17 protein-coding genes are annotated in these 24,663 nt (G+C 40.6%); 11 read left to right on the top strand and 6 right to left on the bottom strand.

What is annotated here, in order from left to right; translation table 11 throughout:
• Positions 1-86: 86 nt before the first annotated feature.
• Positions 87-4,382, bottom strand: coding sequence for an ATP-binding protein (locus tag HG267_RS36550; RefSeq protein ID WP_155539310.1), 4,296 nt, complete (start codon positions 4,380-4,382; stop codon positions 87-89).
• A gap of 405 nt (positions 4,383-4,787) precedes the next feature.
• Here HG267_RS36550 and HG267_RS36545 point away from each other — a divergent pair, with 405 nt between their 5' ends.
• From HG267_RS36545 to HG267_RS36525, 5 genes are all read left to right on the top strand, one after another.
• Positions 4,788-5,783, top strand: coding sequence for a FecCD family ABC transporter permease (locus tag HG267_RS36545; protein WP_045871114.1), 996 nt, complete (start codon positions 4,788-4,790; stop codon positions 5,781-5,783).
• A gap of 80 nt (positions 5,784-5,863) precedes the next feature.
• Entirely contained in the window at positions 5,864-6,757 is an 894-nt protein-coding gene (locus HG267_RS36540) for an Rpn family recombination-promoting nuclease/putative transposase (RefSeq protein ID WP_045871113.1), read from the top strand.
• Between the two features lie 101 nt (positions 6,758-6,858).
• On the top strand, positions 6,859-7,635 hold the full coding sequence (locus HG267_RS36535; protein ID WP_045871112.1) for an ABC transporter ATP-binding protein: 777 nt from the start codon (positions 6,859-6,861) through the stop codon (positions 7,633-7,635).
• Positions 7,635-8,132 carry a hypothetical protein gene (locus HG267_RS36530; RefSeq protein WP_235623066.1) on the top strand — a complete coding sequence of 166 codons (498 nt, stop codon included), beginning with the start codon at positions 7,635-7,637 and terminating at the stop codon, positions 8,130-8,132. Before HG267_RS36535 ends, HG267_RS36530 begins: the two co-directional genes overlap by 1 nt.
• A 37-nt stretch (positions 8,133-8,169) precedes the next feature.
• Entirely contained in the window at positions 8,170-13,740 is a 5,571-nt protein-coding gene (locus HG267_RS36525; RefSeq protein WP_045871111.1) for an ATP-binding sensor histidine kinase, read from the top strand.
• Here HG267_RS36525 and HG267_RS36520 read toward each other — a convergent pair.
• Positions 13,717-14,778 (bottom strand): J domain-containing protein, encoded by a 1,062-nt coding sequence (locus tag HG267_RS36520; protein ID WP_045871110.1) that lies wholly within the window; start codon positions 14,776-14,778, stop codon positions 13,717-13,719. The genes HG267_RS36525 and HG267_RS36520 overlap by 24 nt on opposite strands.
• A 630-nt stretch (positions 14,779-15,408) precedes the next feature.
• Between HG267_RS36520 and HG267_RS36515 the strand changes: the two genes are divergently transcribed.
• Both HG267_RS36515 and HG267_RS36510 read left to right on the top strand, forming a co-directional pair.
• Positions 15,409-15,618, top strand: a complete 210-nt coding sequence (locus HG267_RS36515) for a hypothetical protein (protein ID WP_045871109.1) — start codon at positions 15,409-15,411, stop codon at positions 15,616-15,618.
• A gap of 86 nt (positions 15,619-15,704) precedes the next feature.
• The gene (locus HG267_RS36510) at positions 15,705-15,851 is read left to right on the top strand and encodes a hypothetical protein (protein WP_155539308.1); all 147 of its coding nucleotides are present in this window, start codon (positions 15,705-15,707) and stop codon (positions 15,849-15,851) included.
• Positions 15,852-15,870: 19 nt separating this feature from the next.
• Here the strand turns inward: HG267_RS36510 and HG267_RS36505 are convergent, their stop codons facing one another.
• Positions 15,871-16,536: a class I SAM-dependent methyltransferase gene (locus HG267_RS36505; RefSeq protein ID WP_045871108.1), complete on the bottom strand. Its 666-nt coding sequence runs from the start codon at positions 16,534-16,536 to the stop codon at positions 15,871-15,873.
• A 68-nt stretch (positions 16,537-16,604) separates the two neighbouring features.
• Between HG267_RS36505 and HG267_RS36500 the strand changes: the two genes are divergently transcribed.
• Both HG267_RS36500 and HG267_RS36495 read left to right on the top strand, forming a co-directional pair.
• Positions 16,605-17,009, top strand: a complete 405-nt coding sequence (locus tag HG267_RS36500; RefSeq protein WP_045871107.1) for a hypothetical protein — start codon at positions 16,605-16,607, stop codon at positions 17,007-17,009.
• A 97-nt stretch (positions 17,010-17,106) separates the two neighbouring features.
• Positions 17,107-17,880: a hypothetical protein gene (locus tag HG267_RS36495; RefSeq protein WP_045871106.1), complete on the top strand. Its 774-nt coding sequence runs from the start codon at positions 17,107-17,109 to the stop codon at positions 17,878-17,880.
• 178 nt (positions 17,881-18,058) lie between these two features.
• Here HG267_RS36495 and HG267_RS36490 read toward each other — a convergent pair whose 3' ends face one another.
• Positions 18,059-18,646, bottom strand: coding sequence for a Uma2 family endonuclease (locus tag HG267_RS36490; RefSeq protein ID WP_045871105.1), 588 nt, complete (start codon positions 18,644-18,646; stop codon positions 18,059-18,061).
• Between the two features lie 90 nt (positions 18,647-18,736).
• Positions 18,737-20,077 (bottom strand): N-acetylmuramoyl-L-alanine amidase, encoded by a 1,341-nt coding sequence (locus HG267_RS36485; protein ID WP_045871104.1) that lies wholly within the window; start codon positions 20,075-20,077, stop codon positions 18,737-18,739.
• A gap of 141 nt (positions 20,078-20,218) precedes the next feature.
• Here HG267_RS36485 and HG267_RS36480 point away from each other — a divergent pair, with 141 nt between their 5' ends.
• Both HG267_RS36480 and dnaG read left to right on the top strand, forming a co-directional pair.
• The gene (locus HG267_RS36480; protein WP_155539306.1) at positions 20,219-20,431 is read left to right on the top strand and encodes a hypothetical protein; all 213 of its coding nucleotides are present in this window, start codon (positions 20,219-20,221) and stop codon (positions 20,429-20,431) included.
• Positions 20,397-22,313: a DNA primase gene (dnaG, locus tag HG267_RS36475; protein ID WP_096621656.1), complete on the top strand. Its 1,917-nt coding sequence runs from the start codon at positions 20,397-20,399 to the stop codon at positions 22,311-22,313. Before HG267_RS36480 ends, dnaG begins: the two co-directional genes overlap by 35 nt.
• A gap of 1,083 nt (positions 22,314-23,396) precedes the next feature.
• Here dnaG and hpnI read toward each other — a convergent pair.
• A complete protein-coding gene (gene hpnI, locus HG267_RS36470; protein WP_228045608.1) occupies positions 23,397-24,566 on the bottom strand; it encodes a bacteriohopanetetrol glucosamine biosynthesis glycosyltransferase HpnI in 1,170 nt (389 codons plus the stop codon).
• Positions 24,567-24,663 lie beyond the last annotated feature (97 nt).

The raw sequence follows: 24,663 nt of genomic DNA, 5'->3' as shown, positions 1-24,663 counted from the left end.
CATTTGGTAATGGGTAATTGGTAATGGTAATTGCTCCCCTGCTCCCTCTGCTCCCTCTACTTCCTCATCCCCCCAGTCCCCAATACCTAATCCCTACCCAGTAAACTTGTAATTACACTAATCAACTCATCCGGCTCAACAGGTTTAGATAGATGCTTTTGAAAGCCTGCTAAGAGTGCTTTTTGCTGGTTGAGTTCTCCTGCATAGGCTGTTAACGCGATAGCCTTCGGCATAGCTTTGCTTACCGCCGGAACCGATTTTCTTTTTTCTGTTAGCAATGCTTTGATCTGACGCATTAACATATAGCCATCCATTTCTGGCATTCCAATGTCGCTAAGTAATATATCTGGCTGTGATTGTGCTAATGCTTGCAGTGCTGCTGCTGCTGATGCTACTGCAGTCACATTTGCACCACTCTGTTCTAGTACAAAGGTGTAGAATTCGCGGGTATCACAATCATCGTCTACAACTAAAATTTTAATTCCCGCCAACACTGCTGTATCAGCAGCCAGGTTAGCTGGCTCACTTTCGCCCTTTAGCCTTCTACCTTCATCCTGCAAAAGTGGTAGCCTAACTGTAAATGTCGCACCCTGTCCTTCCCCGGGGCTTTCGGCGCTGACGGTTCCGCCATGTAGTTCTACTAGATGGCGCACGATCGCTAATCCTAACCCCAAGCCGCCAAATTTGCGAGTTGTGGTACTGTCGGCTTGGCAGAAATATTCAAACACATAAGGTAGGAAACTAGAACTAATACCTTTGCCTGTATCGCTCACGGTAATTTGCGCTTGAGCATCAATGTAATCTAGGCTGATATTTATTTTTCCTCGCTCTGGAGTAAATTTAACGGCATTAGATAACAAATTCCAAACTACTTGTTGTAAACGGCTAGAATCACCCAAAACTAAGCCAAAAGAGGCATCTAACATAGTATGAATTTGAATATTTTTGGCTGAGGCTGCTAGGCGCACTGTTTCCATTGCTGCCTCAATCACAGATACTAAGTCAATAGATGCCATGTTGAGATTAAGCTTACCGCGTAAGATGCGGGAGACATCTAGTAAATCGTCAATTAATTGCACTTGTAATTGAGCATTACGCTCAATTGTCGCCAAGGCTTTCTGCTGACTGGCTGGGTCAAATTTATTAGTTTGTAAAAGCCTTGACCAACCGAGGATCGGATTGAGAGGCGATCGCAATTCATGGGATAAGACTGCAAGAAACTCATCTTTAATGCGGTTGGCTTTTTCGGCTTCGGCTCTTGCGGCTTGTTCTAGTTTCAAAAGGCGATCGCGTTCGGTTTCTGCGGCTTTGCGTTCGGTAATATCAATAACTGAGCCAATGTAACCGAGAAACTCACCATTCCAGCTTAACCAAGGAGTAGCCGCATCAATCACCCAGCGATATTCACCATCCTTGCGTCGCAAGCGGTACTCTATCCGAAATGCCTCATGGCGTTGATTCGCCGCTAAGAAAGCATTTTTGGCTGACTCGAAATCTTCTGGATGCACCGCATCTAACCACCCTAAACCTAGACCTGTGTCCTCGGTTTGTCCGGTGAAATTATACCAACTTTGGCTGAGATAAGTGCAATAACCGGTAGGGTCAGTTACCCAAACCATCACCGGGGCGTTGTCAGCCATATTTCGGAATCGCTGCTCGCTCTCCCGCAGTGCAGCTTCTGCTTGTTTTTGCTCGCTAATATCTGTGACAAAAACACTGACACCATCAGCAAAGGGGTAAATCCGATTTTCCAACCAGCGCCGCCAAGTAGGGTAATAATATTCAAATCGCACTACCTGCTGTTGGGCAAAGGCGTGATGAATTTGGGTATAAAATTCACTGTCAATTACATCGGGGTATAGTTCCCAAACCACTTTACCAAGCAGTTCTGCTTTGGACTTACCCACAAATACGGTTACTTGATCGTTAACAAAGCTGTAGCGCCACTCCCGATCTAGAACATAAAACTGGTCTTTGATACCTGCTAGCACAGTTTCTAGGTGAGCTTTTGCCATCTCCGCTTCTCGCCTTAGCTCCTGCTCCCGTTGCATAGCTTCGTCTCGCAGCCGCGCCAGTTTTAAAGCAGCTTCCACTCGCGCCAATAATTCACGGGCTGAGAAAGGCTTAATTAGGTAATCATCCGCACCCGCTTCTAAACCTTCCACCCTGGCTTCTTCCCCCGCCCGTGCTGACAGTAGAATAATTGGTACATTTTTTGTCTGTGGCTGGTTGCGTAATGCTTGTAACAGTCCAAAGCCATCTAGACCTGGCATCATTACATCCGTTAGGATTAAATCTGGTACAAGTCTTTGAGCCGCAGACAAAGCTGCTAACCCATCCCCTACTGCTTCCACCTGATATTGCTGACTCAACAACCGCTTCACATAATCGCGCATATCAGCATTATCATCAGCCAAGAGAATTCGAGCAGAAGGAGCAGAGGAAGCAGAAGAAGAAAAAGATAAAACTACTCCCTCATCTCCCTCATCCCCCTTATCTCCCTCATCCCCCTCATCCCCCTCATCCCCGACTATGGGTAGCCAACGCAGAGCTTCTTCTAGGTAAGAAGTGGCATTTAAGGCGGTGGAAGCTAGATTGCGAGTGGCGCTGATGCGATCTGGTGGTAAATGAGCCGAACCTGTAGGAATGGATACAGTAAAGCAGCTACCTTGTCCAAAAACACTGGTAACTTGCACATTTCCCCCATGCATTTGCACCAATTCCTGTACCAATGACAAGCCAATTCCTGAGCCTTCAAAGGTGCGCCCTTGCGCGCCTTTAACGCGGTGAAAGCGTTCAAATAAATGGGAAATTTCTTCGCTGGGGATACCAATCCCGGTGTCTTTAACTTGCAACTCTACAGAGTCGTTTAGCCAGTGTAAGCTAACGGTGATTTTTCCGGTAAATGTAAATTTAAAAGCATTTGAAAGCAGATTGAGGACAATTTTCTCCCACATCTCCCGATCCACATACACAGGTGCTGGTAAGGGAGGACAATTAACGACTAACTGCATATTTGCTCGTTCAATCGCGGAACGAAATACGCTGGCTAATTCGGTGGTAAAACTCGCCAGGTCGATAGGTTCATAGGAAGCTTGGACTCTTCCAGCTTCAATGCGGGAAAAATCTAGCAAAGTATTGACCAATTTCAACAGCCGCAGTCCATTGCGTTGCACCATTTCTAACTGTTCGCGTTCCTTAGCTGCAAGCAAGGTAGCAGAGTTATTTAGGGTTTCCTCTAACGGCCCTAACATTAGGGTGAGTGGAGTGCGAAATTCGTGACTGACGTTGCTAAAAAAGACTGTTTTGGCGCGATCGAGTTCTGCTAAAGTTTCCGCCCGTTTGCGTTCTTCTTCATAAGCTTGGGCGTTAGCAATGCTAGCTGCAATCTGCGCTGCTACCAGCTCGATAAATCCTTGATAGTTATTGTCAAACAGCCGAAATGGATTTAAACCGACAATTAATATCCCGGCTTTTCCCGTTTGTCCTGATGGGGCGATGGGTACAGCTACCGCTTGATGTGGTGCTTGTGGCCAAGCACCTGTAGGGAGATTGACAAAATGCAAAGGTAAATCATCAATTAAGCATGGTTTATGAGTTCTCAGCACTTCTGCAAACGGCCAAATCGTAGCGTCATCAATATCAGCAGTTTCAAGAACAGCTAGATGATCACGCCCAATCCCAGAAGTTCCCGCGAGAAACACGCGCTGTTGTTCTGGATCTACCAGATAAATCATCGCCAAGGGTAGATCGTAAGGGTTCGTTGCTAAACAACTAGCACTGAGAGAACAAGCTTCATCGAATGTCCGTGCATCTACAGTTCTCGCCGCTAATTCTCGTAATAATGCTAACTGACGTTCACTAATGATGCGTTGTGTATCGTCTGTGTTAGCGCAGATAATGCCGCCTGTACCACCTTGATCATTAGGAACTGGGCTATAGGAAAAGGTGTAATATGTCTCCTCTGGATAGCCGTTGCGCTCCATAATTAGCAGTAGCGCTTCGTCGTAAGTCCCCTCATTATTCAGCATTGCTGATTCAGCTCTGGGGCCTACCTGATCCCAAATCTCTCGCCATACATAAGCAGCTGGCTGTCCCAATACTTCTGGATGTTTACCACCCAGAATTGCTTTGTAGGCATCATTATAAAGGTTAATTAATTCCTCGCCCCACCAAACAAACATGGCTTGGCGAGAAGTAAGCATAATTCTGACGGCTGTTTTCAGGCTTTGCGGCCATTGTTCTGTAGGGCCAAGGGAAGTTTGTGACCAATCTTTTGCGCGCATCCGCGCCCCCATTTCACCCCCGCCCACCAGAAAGTTAACATCCGCACTGCTGGCTGAAGTTAACTTATTTTTTACACCTCCATCCTGATTAGCCATACAAATAAAGCCTACTCCTATTTGGGAAAATACATTATCCACAGGAATTGACCACGTTCACCTCATTGATTGAGTAGGCTATCAATTCGTTGCATTGCTCATTTAGAAGGTGTGACGCGTCGATTTTCCTTCATAATGCAATATATACTAATTTTTTCTGTAGATTAGGTCTTTTGCGATCAGCCTACAGATAGAGATGTTGTGCTTTGCTGTAATGGCAGGGTAGAGATGCAATTAATCACATTTCTACAAGCGCGGGATATGGGAGAAAAATGTTGTGTTGAGTCCAGAAATGAGAATGATCTGTTGTATGTGATTTGACGATGCGGAATTGCTAATGGGGAATAGAAAATAGAGGGATGAGGAAGAAGTAATCAAAAATCAACCCCAAACCGCAAACAGCAAATGATCAAAGCCAAACACCGCCTATTTTGGGCGATTTTACTTTTAGTTACAGCGCTGATAGTGACGCTAGCGCTTTCCTTGTCTCAAGGTGCAGTACCTTTGAGTTTAAACGAATTGTGGCAAGCTATTCTGCACCAAGGCGATCGCATTAAGCAAACAATCGTCTGGGATTTACGACTCCCGCGGATTGTTGCAGCTTTAATTGTGGGTGCGGCTTTGGGAATGTCTGGCGCATTGTTGCAGGGAATGTTGCGTAATAGCCTAGCCGATCCGTTTATTTTGGGTATTTCCGCAGGTGCAGGGTTAATTGTCATTGTGATGGTAGTGTTGCAAATCTTCCCCGCAGCGATTCCTCTAGCAGCTTGGCTGGGAGCAATTATGACATCGGCTATAGTAATTTTCCTAGGACGTGCAGGGTCAGGAATTGCGGTAGAACGCTTGATTTTAGGTGGTGTGGCGGTAAGTTCTTTATTTGGTGCGGTACAAAGTACGTTACTTTTAGTAGCAGAAGATGGTCAAATTCAAATTGCACTGAATTGGTTAGTTGGGAGTTTGAACGGACGAGGCTGGAAAGAAATTACTACGGCTGGGCCTTACATTATTGTGGCATTACTGGGCGGATGTTTGCTGGCGCGATCGCTTAACGTTCTGGCTTTAGGAGATGATTTAGCTTTAGGTTTAGGCGTATCATTAACGCGATCGCGTTTATTAATTGGTGGTGTTGCAACTTTACTCGCTGCTAGTGCAGTCAGCATTGGCGGTTTAATCGGCTTTGTCGGCCTTGTGGTTCCCCACGGTGTGCGCCTCATTGTTGGTACAGATCATCGCTTCGTATTACCACTTTCCGCCTTAGCTGGTGCATGGTTACTCATCTTTGCCGATTTACTCTCTAGGCTAGGAGCCATAGAATTACCAGTAGGTTCAGTCACCGCCTTGCTAGGTTCACCTTTATTTATTTGGTTACTTTATCGTCGTTCGGCGGGGTTGAATCAGTAGGCAACAAATTTATCAACTAGTATTTCTCACACTTTACTGCTAAATAATTAAGCTAGCACAACAGTGACTAATGTGAGTGTATGATTGACCACGACCGCCTTTTTAAAGAATTGTTATCTACATTTTTTGTAGAGTTTCTTGATTTATTCTTACCACAAATCGTGAGTCAAATTGATAGGAGTTCTATCCGGTTTCTAGCACAGGAAGTATTTACCGATGTCACTTCTGGAGAAAGGAAAGAAATCGATATATTAGCGCAGGTATATTATCAAAATCAGGATACTTGCTTTTTAATTCATGTTGAGAATCAGTCTTACACTGAGTCAGTATTTGCCAAGCGGATGTTTAAATATTTTGCTAGGTTATATGAAAAATATGATCTAGCTATTTATCCAGTAGTCATCTTTTCCTTTGATGAACCCAAGCGCCCAGAACTTCAAATTCACACTGTGACTTTTCCCGATTTAAAGGTCTTGGAGTTTCAATTTACTGCAATTCAATTAAATCGCTTAAGTTGGCGAGACTTTTTACAGCAACATAACCCAGTAGCTGCTGCTCTAATGGCAAAAATGAATATTCCGGTAAACGAAAGACCACAAGTAAAAGCAGAATGTTTACGTTTATTAGCGACATTAAAATTAGATCCCGCCCGAATGCAGTTAATTTTGGGTTTTGTTGATACCTATTTACAGTTAAATGCAGCCGAAGAAACTATTTTTAAAGCAGCAATCGATACAATGAACTTAGATGAAAAGGAGGAAGTTATGGAAATTGTCACTAGTTGGGAACAAAGAGGAATGCAAGCAGAAAGACAAGCAACCATTATTGAGGTTTTAAAACTACGATTTGGTGATATTGATGCTGCATTAGAAGAAATAATTCCTAAGTTAGCGCAGTTACCAAGAGAGGAGTATTTAAGTCTACTTTGGAGATTATCTCGTGAGCAATTGCTGGCAAGATTTAAAAGTGAATAAATCAGAAATGGGGATTGGGGGCTGAATAATGGATAAGGGGGAAATCACCAATACCAAACCCTAAACACTAATTACCAATTACCCAACACTAAATCAAATCTATGCCTTTAGAATTACAAAACCTTACTGGCGGTTACACCTCATATCCCATTATTCAAAACATTAACCTAACATTACAAACAGGAGAATGGTTAAGTTTAGTGGGTGCTAATGGTTCTGGGAAATCTACTTTATTAAAATTACTTAGTCGCATTCTTTCGCCGCAGCAAGGAACTGTGTTATTAGATGGCAAAGAAATTCACTCCCAACCGCCGCATTTAGTAGCTCAAAAATTGGCATTGTTACCGCAACAACAAACTGTACCTGTGGGCTTAACTGTGCGACAATTAGTAGGCTTAGGACGTACACCCCATCAACCTTGGTGGCAATGGGAATTAACAGCTAAAGATAAGCAGAAAGTAGAAGCTGCAATTACTAAAACCCAACTAGAAAAATTTAGCGATCGCCTGGTTGAACAGCTTTCTGGGGGCGAAAGACAACGGGCTTTTTTGGCTTTAGCTTTGGCGCAAGAACCACGGGTTTTATTGTTAGATGAACCGACAACTTATTTAGATATCAATTATCAGTTACAACTATTAGAATTACTCAAAGATTTAAATCAGCAACAAGAATTAACTATTGTCACAGTATTACACGAATTAAATTTAGCCGCGCGCTATAGTTCCCGCATTGCTTTATTAAAACAAGGTGAACTTTGGGATGTCGGTACACCAGCAGCCGTCCTCACCCCAGATGCGATCGCCCAAGTCTTCGGCGTGGAATCCGTTATTATCCAAACACCTGTCGGTTTACAGGTTTGTGCGATCGCGGCTGTGTAATGGGGAGGGGAAAGGGGAAGGGGGAAAGGGGAAAGGAGAAATTATTATTACCCATTCCCCATTACTCATTACCCATTCCCCATTACTCATTACTCATTACCCATTACCCATTCCCCATTACTCATTACCCATTACCCATTCCCCATTACTCATTACTCATTACCCATTACTCATTACCCATTACTCATTACCCATTACTCATTACTCATTACTCATTACTCATTACCCATTACTCATTACTCATTACTCATTACCCATTACCCATTACCCATTACCCATTACTCATTACTCATTACTCATTACTCATTACCCATTACTCATTACCCATTACTAATTACTCATTACCCATTACTCATTACCCATTACCCATTACTCATTACCCATTACTCATTACCCATTACTCATTACCCATTACTCATTACCCATTACCCATTACCCCTTCCCCATTACCCCTCCCATTTGTTATATACCTTCCCATTCATGGGAACACTAGTTAATAAATCAAATTTTATTAACATAGTGAGTTTTAGTGATATGGTGACTGCATTATTTAAAGTTCCAGGGTACCAAATTGAGCAACAAATTTATGCGGGAGATAGAACAGTTGTTTACCGGGGAATTAGAAAGCTAGATTCACATCCTGTAATTTTAAAATTGATGCGGAATGATTATCCGAGTCTCAATGAAGTTATCCAATTTCGTAACCAGTACAATATTACGAAAAATCTCAATATCTGCGGTGTTGTTAAACCATACAGCCTGGAACAATATGGTAATGGCTATGTGCTGGTAATGGAAGATTATGGTGGTGTATCTTTATCCCATTACGTGAAGCAACATCTGGTTGGGGATAAGTTACCTCTAGAAGAATTTTTTCCGATTGCGATCGCAATTACTGCAACTCTGGGTGAATTGCACAGACAACGCATCATTTACAAAGATATTAAGCCTGCTAATATCTTGATTCATCCCGAAACTAAGCAAATTAAAATTATTGATTTTTCTATTGCTTCTTTATTACCAAAAGAAAGTCAACAAATACAAAATCCCAATGTTTTAGAAGGAACTTTGGCTTATATTTCTCCAGAACAAACTGGCAGAATGAATCGGGGTATTGATTATCGCACAGATTTTTATTCGCTGGGTGTAACTTTTTATCAGTTATTGACAGGAAAGTTACCCTTTGAATCAGCCGATCCTATGGAGTTGGTTTACTGTCATATTGCTAAAATGCCTATGGCATTGGGTAACAGCAAAGAAATTCCCCAAGTACTATCTGATATTGTCATGAAACTGATGGCGAAAAATGCCGAAGACCGCTATCAGAGTGCGGCTGGTTTAAGATATGACTTAGAACATTGTTTTAGTCAATGGCAAAAAAACAGTGCGATCGCACCTTTTGCACTAGGACAAAGAGATATTAGCGATCGCTTTTTAATTCCAGAAAAACTCTATGGACGTAAAAGCGATGTTGAGGCTTTACTACAGGTATTTGACCGGGTTGCAGGTAATAGAGAACAGACAGCAAATTATAATTTATTATCTCAAAGTGAACTAGTTTTAATAGCAGGTTTTTCGGGTATTGGGAAAACTGCTGTAGTTAATGAAGTTCATAAGCCAATTGTGCGGCAAAAAGGCTATTTTATTGCAGGTAAGTTTGACCAGTTTCAACGGAACATTCCCTTTTTTGCTTTTGTGCAAGCTTTAGAGGATTTGATGTCACAAATTCTTACCCAAAGCGATAGCCAAATTGCTGATTGGAAAACTAAAATTTTAGCGGCTTTGGGAGATAATGCTCAAGTTATTATTGATGTGATTCCCGAACTGAAAAGAATCATTGGTAACCAACAACCTGTCACAGAACTTGCGGGTAGTGCGGCACAACAAAGATTTAATCGCTTATTTCGCAAATTTATTCAGGTATTTGCCACTCCCGAACATCCTTTAGTGATATTTTTAGATGATTTGCAATGGGCAGATACAGCATCATTGCAATTATTAAAAATGTTAATGAGTGAAATTAAAATTAGGAGTTTATTAATCATTGGTGCCTATCGGGATAATGAAGTTACAGAGAACCATCCCTTAATGCTGACATTAGATGAATTACGTAATACTCAATTTCAAAATAAAATCACCACAATTACTTTAGCACCACTCACCGCTACTGATATCAATCATTTATTTGCTGATAGTTTAAGCTGTACGTTAAAAGAAGCATTACCTCTGGCTAAACTAATTTATCAAAAAACCCAAGGAAATCCTTTTTTTAGCTTGCAAATGTTAAAAAGCCTTTATGCAGAAGGGCATATTAATTTTGCACCGGAATTTGGGATCTGGCGATATGACTTGCATCAGGTAGACAATTTAAAACTGACAGATAATGTTGTGGAGTTTATGGTGCTGCAATTGCAGAAATTACCAGCAGCCACACAAGATATTTTAAAGTTAGCGGCTTGTATTGGTAATACATTTGATTTAGAAACTTTAGCAATTGTCTATGAAAAACCTTTGGTAGAAACCGCCGCTAATTTATGGTCAGCTTTAACTGAAGGTTTAATTGTAGCTAGAAGCCAAACATATAAATTTTTCTACCAAGAAGATAACACATCTCAACTTCATAGTTCTGGCATTTTTTTTAATGGTGATGATTATATTTATGATTTTCTCCACGACCGCGTCCAACAAGCTGCTTATTCTTTAATTGATGAATCCCAAAAACAAGTTACGCATTTGCAAATTGGTAATTTACTGTTAAAAAATATTCCTAATGATGCACAAGAAGAGCATATTTTTGAGCTTGTCAATCATTTGAATATAGGATTACAATTAATTACCGAGCCAACCCAAAAAGAGCAAGTAGCGCGATTGAATTTGCAAGCAGGACGTAGAGCTAAAGCTGCCACAGCTTACGCCACAGCATCCCAATATTTAGCCACTGCTATGCAATTGTTAGTCGATAATAGCTGGGTAACAGAATATGAATTAACTTTTGCAATTTACAAGGAACTTGCAGAAGTTGAGTATTTAAATAGTAATTTTATTCAATCTCATGCCCTGATTAAAGAAGCATTAATCCAGATAAAATCAGCACCCCAGAAAGCTGAATTATATAATCTATTAATTGTGCAGCATACAATGCAAGCTGATTATGCCCTAGCAATTGAGGTGGGTAAACAAGCTTTATCTCTGTTGGATATTAATTTTTCTGATGCTAATATTAAATCTTTGATTGATGCCGAAATTGCGGAAATTACCGCTAGTTTAGCAAATCGCCCAGTCATTTCGCTGTTGGATGCACCCGTAAATACAAATCCAATTTATAGTTCTGCCATTAAATTATTAATTAGTTTAGATCCACCTACTTATATTAGTTCCGCGCTGGATTTATATATTTTTGTGACAGTTAAAGCGACAAATTTGTCAATTAAATATGGTAATGTGGCGGAATCTGCTAAAGCCTATGTTAATTATGGTTTTCTTTTAGGTTCGACTTTAGGAGATTATCGTACAGGATATGAATTTGGCATTCTAGCAACTCAAATAGCTGACAAATTTTACGATCGCGGTCAAAAATGTAAAGTAAATTTATTGTTGGGTAATTGGTTACATAATTGGAGTAAACCCGCGCATTTAGCAATTGCTATTAACAATGCTGGCTACCAAGCTGGTTTAGATACAGGAGAAGTACAATTTGCTGGTTATAACTTGCTGGGTAATATATGCAATCAATATTTTCAAGGCGCTAACTTAAATCATATTCGTGCAGATATTAGCAAATTTCTGCCTTTTACTCACCAAACAAAAAATACATTCATATCTGAGATGTTACTGGAAATCCAACAGGTAATTAATCAATTAATTGGCGATGACTCAGAAACATTCTCACCAGAATTACAACCAATGAGTCAATCAGCTATGACTCTGGCGATCGCGCATATTTTCAAAGCGCAATTAAATTATTTACAAGCACAATTTGATATTGCTTTATACCACATCACCCAAGCAGAAAAATATCTGCCGGCGATTTTTGGTTTTACCACTTCAGCTAGTTATCCTTTTGCTCACGCTTTAATTTTAGCAGCGCTTTATCCCCAAGCATCCCAAGAAAGACAACGTCAATATTGGCAAACTTTAATTACGCATCAAAACCAAATCAAAATTTGGGCAAATTCTTGTCCGGAAAACTTTGAGCATCGCTATTTGTTAATTCAAGCAGAGATTGCGCGGATTACCAACCGAGAATTAGAGGCGATGGATCTTTACGATCGCGCGATCGCCTCGGCGCAAATTCATGGCTTTACGCAAAATGTCGCTTTAGCTAAGGAATTAGCTGGAAAGTTTTGGTTCGCCAAAGGTAAAACCAATATTGCTCAACTTTATCTCAGCGAGGCGGTAGAAGCTTACATCCAATGGGGAGCCATCTCCCAAGTTAAACTTTTAGAAGCACAATATCCACGCTTATTCAAGAAAAATCAAAATTTATCGCTGCTAGCAACTGAATCTCGCCAAAAAAGCACTATATCTACCACTAACATTAATTTTTCAGCACAAATAGACTGTGCTGCTTTTTTGAAAGCCTCTCAAGCGATCGCCTCAGAAATTCAACTCGAACAACTCTTGGCGATTTTAATGCAAGTCATGCTAGAGAATACTGGCGCGAAAAAATGCGTACTGTTATTAACCAAGCACCAGCAGTTAGCGATCGCCGCCACAGCTAGCTTTGATGGAGACAAGATTCTCTCTCAAATTCACCTCTCAGCTATCCCTTTAGAAGCCAGCCAAGACATCCCCCTGGCTGTGATCAATTATGTCAAGCGCACCTTTGCACCCTTGGTAATTGATGACATCGCTAGCGAATCACGCTTTGCTAGTGATGCTTACATCACCTCCCAGCAACCGCGCAGTGTGCTGTGTACTCCCATCCTCAATCAAGGCGAGTTGATGGGTGTATTGTACTTAGAAAACCAACTGACAGCCGGAGTTTTCACCCGCGATCGCTTGGAAGTGGTGCAACTTTTAACCAGCCAAGCTGCTATCTCCCTAGAAAACGCGCAGCTTTACACCGATTTATCACAAACCACAGCCGAACTCCAACAAGCAAATACCCAATTAGCAGCATATTCTCATACTTTAGAGGCAAAAGTTGCCGAGCGCACAGCACAATTAAATGCTCAAACACAACAATTAGAAACAGCATTTAAAAACTTACAAACTGCTCAAATGCAACTGATTCAAAATGAAAAAATGTCGGCTTTAGGACAGCTAGTAGCAGGAATTGCTCATGAAATTAATAACCCCATTAGCTTTATTTTTAGCAATCTTTCCCCTGCCACAGAATACATTAATGATTTAATCCATGTATTGCAATGTTATCGTCAACAATATCCCCAACCCACACCGCAACTACAAGAGCAAATTGCCGATGTTGAACTGGATTTTATCACCCTGGATTTGCAAAAAATTCTCCGTTCTATGGAAGTTGGGGCAGAAAGAATTCGCGATATTGTCGTCTCACTGAGAAATTTTTCGCGTCTAGATGAAGCGGAAATTAAAGCTGTGGATATTCATGAAGGTATTGATAGTACTTTAATGATTTTGCAAAACCTCCTGCAAGCAAAATCCGAACGTCCAGAAATTATTGTCAGTAAAGAATACGGAGAAATTCCCGTAATTGAATGTTATGCAGGACAACTTAACCAGGTATTTATCAACCTGATTATGAATGCCATCGAAGCCTTAGATGATGCCATTATTCAAGGCAAGATGACTGATACTCCTCAAATTTGTATTCGTACAGCACTCGATGAATTAGATAAAATAAAAATTTACATTGCTGATAATGGTATTGGCATTAGCGACAGCATCAAGCCTTATTTATTTGATCCATTCTTCACCACTAAACAAGTTGGCAAAGGCACAGGTTTAGGCTTGTCAATCAGTTACCAAATTATTGTAGATAAACACCAGGGAAAATTAGAATGTCAATCAACACCAGATACAGGTGCAGAGTTTGTAATTACACTACCAATTCGGCGGCCAAGGTTTAATCTCGGTGTAGATATTGAAAATAGCTATATTTTAGAATCTGACGACACCTTGTAATTCTGATAGCATCTGCTCTAAAATATCTGCCATAATTTCCTGGTTCAAATCATGTAATATTCCTGGGCCATTGAGAAACTCTTGAATTGTAATTTTTTGTTCCTTAAAATCTTTTACAAAATCCCGAATTTCTGTCACCATATTCATTTGAGCGTCGATTTCATTTAACATTTGGGAAATCGAGTTTACACCTGCTTTGGCTGCTTTGCGATGATCTGCAACCATTGCACCTTCAGGAGTATGTTTCGCCTGACGCAGTTCCCGTTTTAAATTCTCATATTGATTTTTCAAAATTTGATTTTGCTGTTCTAGAGTCTTACATCTTCTAGTTAAATCATCCTCGCTATTATTATCAATAGATTCGCCTAATTCATGCTGACGTTCAATTTCTAAAAGTCTAGCTAAATCTCCTTCTTGGTAAGCTTTATTAATTTCCTTCATGATTTCTGTGTGGTACATTTGCGTTTCGCTGTCTTTCACCTTATCTGGATGAAAGATTTCCGCTAATCTGAGAAATGTTTGGCGAATTTTCCGAGATTCATCTTTTCGATTTCCCGAATTATCTCCCCATTCTTGCTGTCTTTGGTGATGTTGATCGCGATTTCCTTCACTCTCTTCCTCGAAATCAAACTCTTGTCGCAAATTTTCAAATAGTTCATCGAGTTCTGTATCTTCTTGCTGACTTTCAATCTTAGGACTAATCACTCCTGCCAACTGGAGATTACGATAAAGTAATTTAATATTTTTTAAGCTTTGTTTACCTAACTTCCTGGTAGTAAATATTGCCTCAAATAGCGCATGAATTTCCTGATCAATATCAGTCATTTGCTTTAACTTGGGAGTAGCGCGATGAAATATCTCCGTTGCTAAAGAGCGCATTTTTTCGACAAAGTTTTTTAATTCTGTGCGCTTGCGCTTAATCTGTTTTAGTAGCGATTGATGTTCCTTTTCTAACGCATCTAAATAGATATGTAACTCCGAGAGTGCTAATGGTGTAGCTGGAACTGAGTGAGATTTTGACGATTTTGTTCGCGGCATAAAATACCTAAAAAACTCAAGGGTTAAATAAATAACACAACTATTAAGTTTAGAAGTTATTAGTTACAGAAGATACTTTCTAGATGATACATGATTGCTGTAATCAGTAATCACCCAAAATTAAATTTCTGCGTAGAGGTAAACCACAATAGGCGACAAGTATATTTAATTTCTCAGGTACAAGGGTGGGTGAGCGCAGTGAGTACGGCATCATCTAAAACTTTTGGTATTATCAAGCAAGAAGTTATTAAATTGTTGTAAAAGCTACATTTTCGCGATTGAAGGCGGCTTTGTTAATTGCCAACTATGACTACAGACGTAGAAGTTAAACAATAAGAATAAATTTTAGGAAAAATTTAGAATTTTTATCGGCTTTCCTTTTCAGAATGAGCGCCATAGCTGTTGTAGTTCTTTAGATAATCAAGTACTATCTGACGAAATATCAATAAACCCCACTGGTTAATTCTAGAGGAGGTGATGCTTAAGAGGTTTGAGGTGCTATTTATGGTAATAGCAAATGTAATTCTAGCTATGCAACTGTCAAAACCATTGAGAGCATAGGGATTTCACACTTTAACTGAGTAAGACTTCTGATATTGCCATGTCTACTACTATTAGGTAGGTAACATTATGCATATTTCTATTTGGCTATTTATTGCCGCTACTTCTTATACTTTAGGTGCTATTATTCAATGGCTGCAACTGAGAAACAAACTCACCGAGATATACGAATATACTAATTTTCCCATAGTTTGGGCAGCAAATTTAGTTGCTATGTTTGTCTGTTGTATTAAAGCTTTACTTTGGCCTTATATTTTGTTGCTCGATCAAGAAAATTAGTACCGCTGTGCGGAAGTCAAACTTTGTACAGTTGATATTTTTTCAGGAATCAAATCGGATTCCTATATATAGCGTTTCGTAGTTTAGTGAAAGTACAAATTTATCAGCGTTTATCAGCGTTTATCCTCTATCATCTGCGGTTAATTTTTTATTGCTGTACCTTACCAATATCGGAAGCGCGATATTTAGCTATGCTGGTGCGTTGCGCTGCGCGACAACGCACCCTACGGTAATTTTATTTTTAAATAAACTCTAATGTCTTTTGAGAGCTAAAGTTAAACCATCACCAATAGGAACTAGAGAAATTGTTACCCGTTCGTCGTCGCGTAACTTTTGATTGAAGATGCGAATAGCTTGGGTACTTTCATTTTGAATTTCTGGATTGGCAACTCTGCCTGACCATAAAACATTATCGATCGCAATCAATCCCCCCGGACGGATCAATTGTAAAGCGCGCTCGTAATAGCCGTCATAATTGACTTTATCGGCATCAATAAAAGCAAAATCAAAGGTATGAGCTTGCCCAGTGGCTAACAAATTATCTAAAGTTGCTAAAGCTGGTGCTAATCGCAGGTCAATTTTATCGGCTACTCTGGCTTCTTGCCAATACAATCGCGCGATTGCAGTATATTCTTCGCTAACATCACAGGCGATAATCTTACCATCAGCCGGCAGCGCCAAGGCTACCGAAAGCGAACTATAACCCGTAAAAACGCCAACTTCCAAGGTTTTCTTCGCACCAATTAACTGCACCAGCAATCTCATAAACTGTCCTTGTTCGGGAGAAATTTGCATATTCCCGCTAGGATGGCTGGCTGTTTCTTGACGCAATCTCTGCAGAATTTCTGGTTCTCTGAGGGAAACTGCTAGCAAATAACTGTAGAGTTGTTCATTCAGTCCAAGAGTTCGCGTTGACATAGTAGATTAGAGAATTTGGCTCATCAACCGCTATACTATCGCTGGAGAGTGATCTGTAAAAAATAACTATGTTGCGGTTAGTGTTGACAGCTTTACTAGTGCTATTGACAGCCTGTGGTACGATTGGGCTGCTACCCACTAATCAGTTAGTGCAAAAAGCGATCGCACTTCAGCTAGAACAAACGCAACAACAACTTAGCCAAAAGCTGGATTTAGACTTAAAAGGCTTTGATATTGAAAAGCTAGCAATTAGCGAACAAAAACCCCTGACTATCGAAAATTTACCTGCTTTCCGGGTACGGGGAACCTACGACTTAATTATCAAATTACCTAAGAGACGCTTGACGCAACTGCAACAACCTTTTGAAGTTTATCTGCAAATTCAACGAGAAGGTAAAACTTGGCGATTGCTTTTACCAGAAAGGGTAAATAAAGATACTCAACCTATTTGGCATAGCTATCTCATCTTGTAGCTAATTGTGCAATTCTAAAAACTATCATAGGGATTACCGTAAAACTGCCCAAGCCTAGCCATGATTGAGGTAACAATTTCACTATAGGCAGGGCAATATGTATATTAATTTTTTTGTGAGTTCTATTGTTGGAATTTTAGTGATCGTACTGGGGACTTTTGGTATCCTGCAATGGTTGCACATCCCGGCTGGTAGCTTTCTCGATTGGGCTATTGGTGGCGCAAGCTTTTGGTGGCTATTGGTAATTGTTACCGTACCCTGGAATGTACATTTTCAAGCGAAAGAAGTGTTAGCAGAAGGCGCACAGTCCAAAGAAAAGGGAATTCCTGTAGATGAGAAACAATTAAAGTATGTCAAACTTTTAGCCAAGCGATCGCTGTGGTTGGCGATCGCTTTACATATCATTTCCACCATTGGACTTTATACCCTCGCCGCCACAGGTATTAGTGCTGTAGGATACATCAGTTCCGGTGCAGCTTTGTTACTAACTGTTCTCCGTCCAGCAATCCGCGCCTACGAATATTTATACACAAGATTGCGGATGATTCGTCAAGAATGGCAATATCCCCGTGAAGATATTGTGGAACTGCGCGATCGCTTTTCGATATTGGAAGAAAAAGTCAAATCCTTAGAAGAACAGCTGAATTCAGAAAACTCTTATTCAATTCCCGCAACTCAACAACGGTTTAGTGAAGAAACCCGCCGCGACTTAGCCAGAATCGCCGCCAATCTAGAAGAACTGCGCGCCACCAACCAAACCGAACACGAACGATTATCGAGAGAAGCCAGAAATGCGATCGCGCAACTTTCCACAGACGGACAATTTCTCGATCATGTGCGCGAAATTATCCGCTTTTTCAAAACAGCATAATGAGTGCTGATACCAAATCAAATAATGTTTGCGAAAACCTTAAATTGTAGGGTGCGTTACGCTATCGCTAACGCACCGAGAAAGATGGTGCGTTACTTGCTACAACGCTCTTAACCCGTGCAACGCAGTGGCTTCCCTACTTAATATTTACTGCTATATCAGCTGTTATTATTGGAAATCAAGTAAATTGACGAGGAAAAACAGCAGCTAAATCTAGCGTTGGAGATAAAGGCAAAGGTAATTCTACTGATTGATTCGCTAAAAATATCCGTTTGAAGCGATAGCCAAAATTACCTTGAGAATCTTGATAAGGTTCGCTGTAGGCTTCTAATTGCTTAACAACTAAATTAAATATCCAGTAATGAGGAATTTCAGCCTCAGCATATAAAGGCATTTTGACATTACGATCGTAATCTAAAGATGAATCCGCAATTTCAATAACTAAAAATATATCTGGCGGCGTAGGGTGTGCAGATAAATAGTTATCTGCTGTCGAACGAACTATAGCAAAATCAGGTTCTGGTTCACTACCTGATGGTAAATTTATAGGGTCTTGACACTGTAACTCAGCTTTCCCTGCGACTAGTTGACCTAGTTCTCGAATTAGATTTCTGCAACAGGTTGTGTGTGCTGTTCCTTTAGCTATCATCTGCACTAGTTCGCCGCGAATGAGTTCGACACGTTCGTCTTCGTGGAAAAAACCTAATTTAATTAAACGATGGTATTCGTTCACTGTAAAGCGTCGCGTTGTTATCTGACTCAGCATTTGAATTACAGTTGATGTTTTACGTCTTTTCTATTTTTACAAATTTATTACTTTGGTGCGATCGCCATTAGTAATTTCAATCCGGCTAATTCAAATACCATATAACCGTTTGACCATAGCTGTAATTTTCGCACCATAATCTAAATCTGCTGACCAGCGCCCGGATAATTGATCAATTAAGGGTGCAATTCCCCGTGTCACAAACCGAAATCTGGGGTCTACAACTTCATTTACTAAAGGTTCTAAACTAGCATAAGCTTTTAAATGTTGGATATGTGCCCTCACACCAATTCTGGCACTTTCAAAAGATGCTGCTTGTGTAGCGCCGCCAATTGTCCCTAAACCAGCAAAGTTATTTTGCTCGGGTTTAATATCACCACCAAAGCGTAAAAATCCAGTTTCTACACACATTTGGCAAAAGGCTATATCGTAATTAACTCCTTCTACGCTGGCTTCTTCTCGGTAGAGTTTTGGTATATCAGGAAATCTTACTAAAGCATTCTCATTATTATTTCTCAAGAATACTTGTAACTGCACTTCTGAAGTGTTGCCATTCGAGACTATTCTATCTAACTGTCCGGGGCAAACTACCAAAATAGAACGCAATTGTACAGTTTTTGTTGCCGCATCCCAACCCACAGAAACATTAAAGTCTCGCAGTTCAATTGCTTTAACATACACTACTTTATGATAGGTAATACGGCGAACTTCGGGAACTTTTGATAAATCAACTCGCAAGCGGTCTGCTAAATCAATGGGGATGTAAGCATTACCATTAACAAGTATGCCTTTTTCGGCGTAATTTTGCCCATTAACACTAATATTAATCGGAGGATAAGTTACCTCTGGTGTATTACCTTGGCTGGGGTCAACTACACGACTCCAGGATGCCAAGCCATCGGCAATCCCTAAAGCAAAATCACGGCGACGGGTTTGCAATAAAGACCTATCTTCTGGACTGCTGAGAAATCCTACTTGCATCAACAAAGCCGCGATCGCAGTTTGTCGGCAAAATGCTAACTTACCTAATCCACTATCAGTATCAGGTCTAACTCCGCGATTTGGTAATTGGGGTACACGGCGTACAAGTCCTACTAAAAGCAGTTCCGCATTGCTTTTACGCTGATCGTTACTCGCAATATAGAAGACGCTAGCCCCGCGCACATTTGGGCTAGTAGCTGCATCAGCGTGAATTTCTAACGCCACATCGGTGGAACGTCCACGAGCATTAATCCAGGCGATTGTATCCGCTGCACTCAAATCATCGGGAACAGACAAAACTTCAAAACTCCGCGCCCGCAGTTCTGTTACAATCAAATCCCGCAACAGAATCATTTCTCTAGCTTCTGTTGTCCCGCCTGCGATCGTCCCTGGATCGATTCCGCCAGCTTCTTTACCACCGTGAGCAGCAGAAATAAAAATACGCCCCATCTTCAGTATTTCCTCTTATAAGACTCAGCCTCAGCCATACTATCTATATTTCTTGGTTGAGCAACAACAATATAATATCCATCAGGAGTACTTAATCATTTGTCCTTTGTCTTTTCTCCCAAGTTGGTTGGGGATTGGGGATTGGGGACTGGTGATTGGGGAGATGAGGGAGATGAGGGAGATGAGGGAGCAGAGGGAGCAGAGGAAGCAGGGGTGCAGGGGAGAATAGCCATTACTCATTACTCATTACTCATTACCCATTACCCATTACCAATTACCCATTACCTAACGACAAATGACAAAGGACAAATAACAAACTATGCAAATCCCCCGCTTGCACCCGGATACAATTGAAGAAGTTAAACAACGTGCTGATATTGTAGATGTCGTCTCTGAGTATGTAGTTTTACGCAAGCGCGGTAAAGATTTTGTGGGATTATGCCCGTTCCACGATGAGAAAACCCCTAGCTTTACTGTTAGTCAGACTAAGCAAATGTATTATTGCTTCGGCTGTCAAGCGGCGGGAAATGCGATTAAGTTTGTGATGGACGTGGGTAAGCGTTCCTTTGTGGAAGTGGTACTAGATTTTGCACGGCGTTATCAAGTACCTGTACAAACCTTAGAACCTGAGCAAAGACAAGAATTGCAGCGTCAGCTGTCTTTGCGTGAGCAATTATATGAAGTTCTCGCTTCTACAGCACAGTTTTATCAACACGCTCTCAGACAATCTGCGGGGCAAAAAGCTCTACAGTATCTCAAAAGCGATCGCATTCTCAAAGAAGAAACAATACAGCAATTTGGTTTAGGTTATGCTCCCGCAGGTTGGGAAACTGTTTACCGTTATTTGGTAGATAGTAAACATTACCCAGTACAACTAGTAGAAAAAGCGGGATTGATTAAACCCCGTAAGGAAGGGGGCGGTTATTATGATGTGTTTCGCGATCGCCTGATGATTCCCATTCGGGATATTCAAGGGCGGGTAATTGGCTTTGGTGGGCGAACCCTCACCGATGAACAGCCAAAATATCTCAATTCCCCGGAAACTGAGCTTTTTAGTAAAGGTAAGACTCTCTTCGCCCTCGATCAAGCTAAATCTGGGATTTCCCAATTCGATCAAGCTGTGGTGGTAGAAGGATATTTTGATGCGATCGCTCTCCACGCCGCAGGAATTAATAATGTTGTCGCTTCCTTGGGTACTGCCTTAAGTTTAGATCAAGTCCGCTTGGTATTACGCTATACCGACTCAAAACAATTAGTTCTTAACTTTGATGCGGATAATGCAGGTACTAACGCCGCATCTAGAGCGATTGGCGAAATTGCCGAACTCGCTTATATGGGCGAAGTGCAACTGAAAATTCTTAACATCCCCGATGGTAAGGATGCTGATGAATACTTACATAGTCATACCTCAGAAGACTATCGCCAACTTTTAATTAATGCTCCCCTGTGGCTCAATTGGCAGATTGACCAAATCCTTAAAGACCGCGATTTAAAACAGCCTACAGATTTTCAGCAAGTCACTCAAAATATAGTAAAATTACTGATAAATATAGTCAATAAAGATACGCAAAATTATTATATTTCCTATTGTGCAGAAATCCTCAGCTTGGGAGATAGCAGACTAATTCCCCTAAGAGTCGAAAATCTGCTGACTCAAATTTCTCCCGCTAACAACACTTCTCAACCCATACAAATTAAAAAAAAATGGGAGAACAATAAAGCCTCTCAAGCTGCAGTTACTAATAGTGAACGTGGTTTGCTAGAACGTGCAGAAGGCTTATTATTGCGGATTTACTTACATTGTCCCGAACAGCGCGAAGCGATTTTAAATGCATTAGAAGAGAGAGATTTACAATTTAGCCTTTCTCACCACCGCTTTTTGTGGCAAAAAATTATCGAGTTAACCATAGAGCAAATAGACTTAATCTCCAATCTCCAAGATAGATACCTAGAATTAGCTGAAGATTTGAATTTAGTATCTCATTTGTTTCATTTAAATGAGAAAAGCAAGAAAGATATCATGCGGACTCCGCAAGTTGTTCAAGCTGCGATCGCTTGTATGGAAAGGGTAATGCGAGAAAAGCGCTATCGTCACTTTTTGGAACTATGGCAAGAAACCGATCCAGAAGCAGAACCAGAAAGATGGCAATCATATTATCAAGCTTTTTATACTGAAAAACTGCAACTTCAGGAACTAGACCGTCAACGCCAATTTTCCATTACAGACTTGGTTTAGATAAACGTTGTTGCTCAGATCCCCGACTTTTTGAAAAAGTCGGGGATCTAAATCTTGTGATTTTATCAAATTTTGCAAAAACTCCTAAAAACAACAACACCCAAGCTGCGACTTGCTTAGTGATTTCCTCTCGTTTATCTTTGCACACGGGGCTACAATTACTAATTACATACTCGCTATGTAATTAACCTTTTGTATGATCCCCCTCTTTACCACATTGAGGAAATATTAGCTTTCGAGTTGGGTGTTGTTGTTAGTTGGCGATACTGACTATCTAACAGCTTTTTTACCTCTTAACTAACTGGACTTTGTCAACTTGGCTGTTGTATTCGCCGAATGAAGCTTTATTTGCTTCATATTTTTAAAATAGCACGCTTCATTCTGATAGATTCAGTATGAAACTAAACTTTACTTTTAAAAATATTTTGATTTATAAATGGCAACAATTCTTTTTAATAAATACGCCAGACTCTAACTGATTGAGGTGCAGATAATTTTAAGGGCATAACAATGTTATGCCCCTACCTGAACTAACCGAATTCTATAAAATTTTGGCAAAAACCTCTAAAAACAACAACACCCAAGCTGCGACCTGCTTAGTGATTTCCTCTGACTTTGGCTTTGCAGATGGGGCTACAAAAATTATCTACATACTCGCGATGTAATAATAATTTACTTGTATTATCCCCCTCTTTACTATATTGAGGAAATATTAGCTTTCGAGTTGGGTGTTGTTGTTAGCTGACGAGACAGACGAATTAACAGCTTTTTTACCTCTTAACTAACTTGTACTTTGTCAACTTGGCTGTTGTATCTGCCAGGGAAGCTTGATTAGCTTCATGTATTTAAAATAGCACGCTTAATTTCTGATAGATTCTACTGAAAATAAACTTTACCTACTTAGACGTTTTCACTCATCAATTGCAACGTTTTCTTAAAGATAGACAATCAAATATATAGCTAACCTAAATTATTGCTGAAAAATAAATTGCCTGACTCTACATTTAGAGAATTCACCAAATAAAACCTCTGTTATCTATAAAAGGCGATCGCAGTTTTTACAGAGAATTCAGGAAAATATGCTCATGATTCTTTTAAGAAAATTAATTTACCACCTGCGCTCAACTTAAATTTTTGTCCGCGCCAAACTATGGTGCTACCAACAAAGCCACTACACCAAATCGCAAAGTGGAACAAATCACGTACAGGAATAAACCAAAAAAACTGTTTAGCGACTGAATCTTTCAGCATAGTTACGCCAACCACCCAAGCCATCAGCGATCGCATTATCCAGGTAATAGCGAGTACAACCCAAGCAAAGATTGATCCTCCTGTAGCTAGCAAAAACAGCAAGCTATTAACTGTACCGAAAGTAAACAGTAATCCCAGATAACCCCCAGGGCGGGAAACTCGGATACAACGCGCCCAACGGATTTGGCGCTGGATCACATCAGCCAAGCTGCTATCGTCTAACACATGATCGACGATGTAATCAGATAGCACTACTTTGTAACCAGCTTGGGCGGGTAAATAGCCTAGTTGGAAATCATCAGCCAGATGATCGGCGATCGCATCAAATCCCCCCATTGCGGCTAGGGCTTGTTTACGAATTACAATCGTAGAACCAAAGGCGAATTTAATCCCCTCCAGGTGGTTGCTAACTAAAACACCAGGATGAAAATCGCAAGCTGTACCAATAGCTTCTAAAATTGTTACCCATCCTTGAGCCAGAGAACGGTATAAACAAGTAACTACACCAACTTTCTCGTCTTTGAATGGTTGAATGACTCGTTGCAAATAGTCTCTACCAACGCGAATATCACTATCAGCGATGAGCAAAATTTTATGTTTCGCCGCAGTTACAGCATTCGCCAAATTACTGACTTTCAGGTTAGCGCCAATAATGCGATCGCTTACCACCAAATCAATATCGATATCAGGAAACTGCTGGATAATTTGATTGATAACTTCTATAGCAGGGTCTTGGCGATCGCGCACCGCAAAGATAATTTGATATTGGGGATAATCTTGTTGGCAAAATGAAGCCAGGTTATTCTCAGCATCGCGATCAACACCACAAATAGGCTTGAGGATACTCACCGGGGGGTGGAATTCTAAATCTAACTCGCGGGGTTGGCGAAAAAAAACGATCGCTGCGTATATGGCAAAACAGTAAAAAAAGATAGCTGATAAGCACAAGATAAATAGCAACGCTGCAATAATTGGGATTTGCAACCCGAAAACTGAACTCAACCCCACGTGACATCTCCTCAGGAAGTGCGCGATTCAAACAAAATATGTAAAGTTTTGCAGGGGAAAGGATCAAGGTTTTTCCCTGATTAATATAGTT

Source organism: Tolypothrix sp. PCC 7601 (genome assembly GCF_025677855.1).
Classification (GTDB): Bacteria; Cyanobacteriota; Cyanobacteriia; order Cyanobacteriales; family Nostocaceae; genus Aulosira; species Aulosira diplosiphon.
This window is presented reverse-complemented; position numbering and strand designations above follow the sequence as displayed.

What these genes read in the sequence shown, in the direction of transcription:
- HG267_RS36505 (WP_045871108.1), bottom strand. Translation starts at nt 16,536, where the DNA reads ATGTCAACGCGAACTCTTGGACTGAATGAACAACTCTACAGTTATTTG.
- HG267_RS36545 (WP_045871114.1), top strand. Translation starts at nt 4,788, where the DNA reads ATGATCAAAGCCAAACACCGCCTATTTTGGGCGATTTTACTTTTAGTT.
- HG267_RS36550 (WP_155539310.1), bottom strand. Translation starts at nt 4,382, where the DNA reads ATGGCTAATCAGGATGGAGGTGTAAAAAATAAGTTAACTTCAGCCAGC.
- HG267_RS36490 (WP_045871105.1), bottom strand. Translation starts at nt 18,646, where the DNA reads ATGCTGAGTCAGATAACAACGCGACGCTTTACAGTGAACGAATACCAT.
- HG267_RS36495 (WP_045871106.1), top strand. Translation starts at nt 17,107, where the DNA reads ATGTATATTAATTTTTTTGTGAGTTCTATTGTTGGAATTTTAGTGATC.
- HG267_RS36485 (WP_045871104.1), bottom strand. Translation starts at nt 20,077, where the DNA reads ATGGGGCGTATTTTTATTTCTGCTGCTCACGGTGGTAAAGAAGCTGGC.
- HG267_RS36525 (WP_045871111.1), top strand. Translation starts at nt 8,170, where the DNA reads ATGGTGACTGCATTATTTAAAGTTCCAGGGTACCAAATTGAGCAACAA.
- HG267_RS36500 (WP_045871107.1), top strand. Translation starts at nt 16,605, where the DNA reads ATGTTGCGGTTAGTGTTGACAGCTTTACTAGTGCTATTGACAGCCTGT.
- HG267_RS36515 (WP_045871109.1), top strand. Translation starts at nt 15,409, where the DNA reads ATGCATATTTCTATTTGGCTATTTATTGCCGCTACTTCTTATACTTTA.
- HG267_RS36535 (WP_045871112.1), top strand. Translation starts at nt 6,859, where the DNA reads ATGCCTTTAGAATTACAAAACCTTACTGGCGGTTACACCTCATATCCC.
- dnaG (WP_096621656.1), top strand. Translation starts at nt 20,397, where the DNA reads ATGCAAATCCCCCGCTTGCACCCGGATACAATTGAAGAAGTTAAACAA.
- HG267_RS36520 (WP_045871110.1), bottom strand. Translation starts at nt 14,778, where the DNA reads ATGCCGCGAACAAAATCGTCAAAATCTCACTCAGTTCCAGCTACACCA.
- HG267_RS36530 (WP_235623066.1), top strand. Translation starts at nt 7,635, where the DNA reads ATGGGGAGGGGAAAGGGGAAGGGGGAAAGGGGAAAGGAGAAATTATTA.
- HG267_RS36540 (WP_045871113.1), top strand. Translation starts at nt 5,864, where the DNA reads ATGATTGACCACGACCGCCTTTTTAAAGAATTGTTATCTACATTTTTT.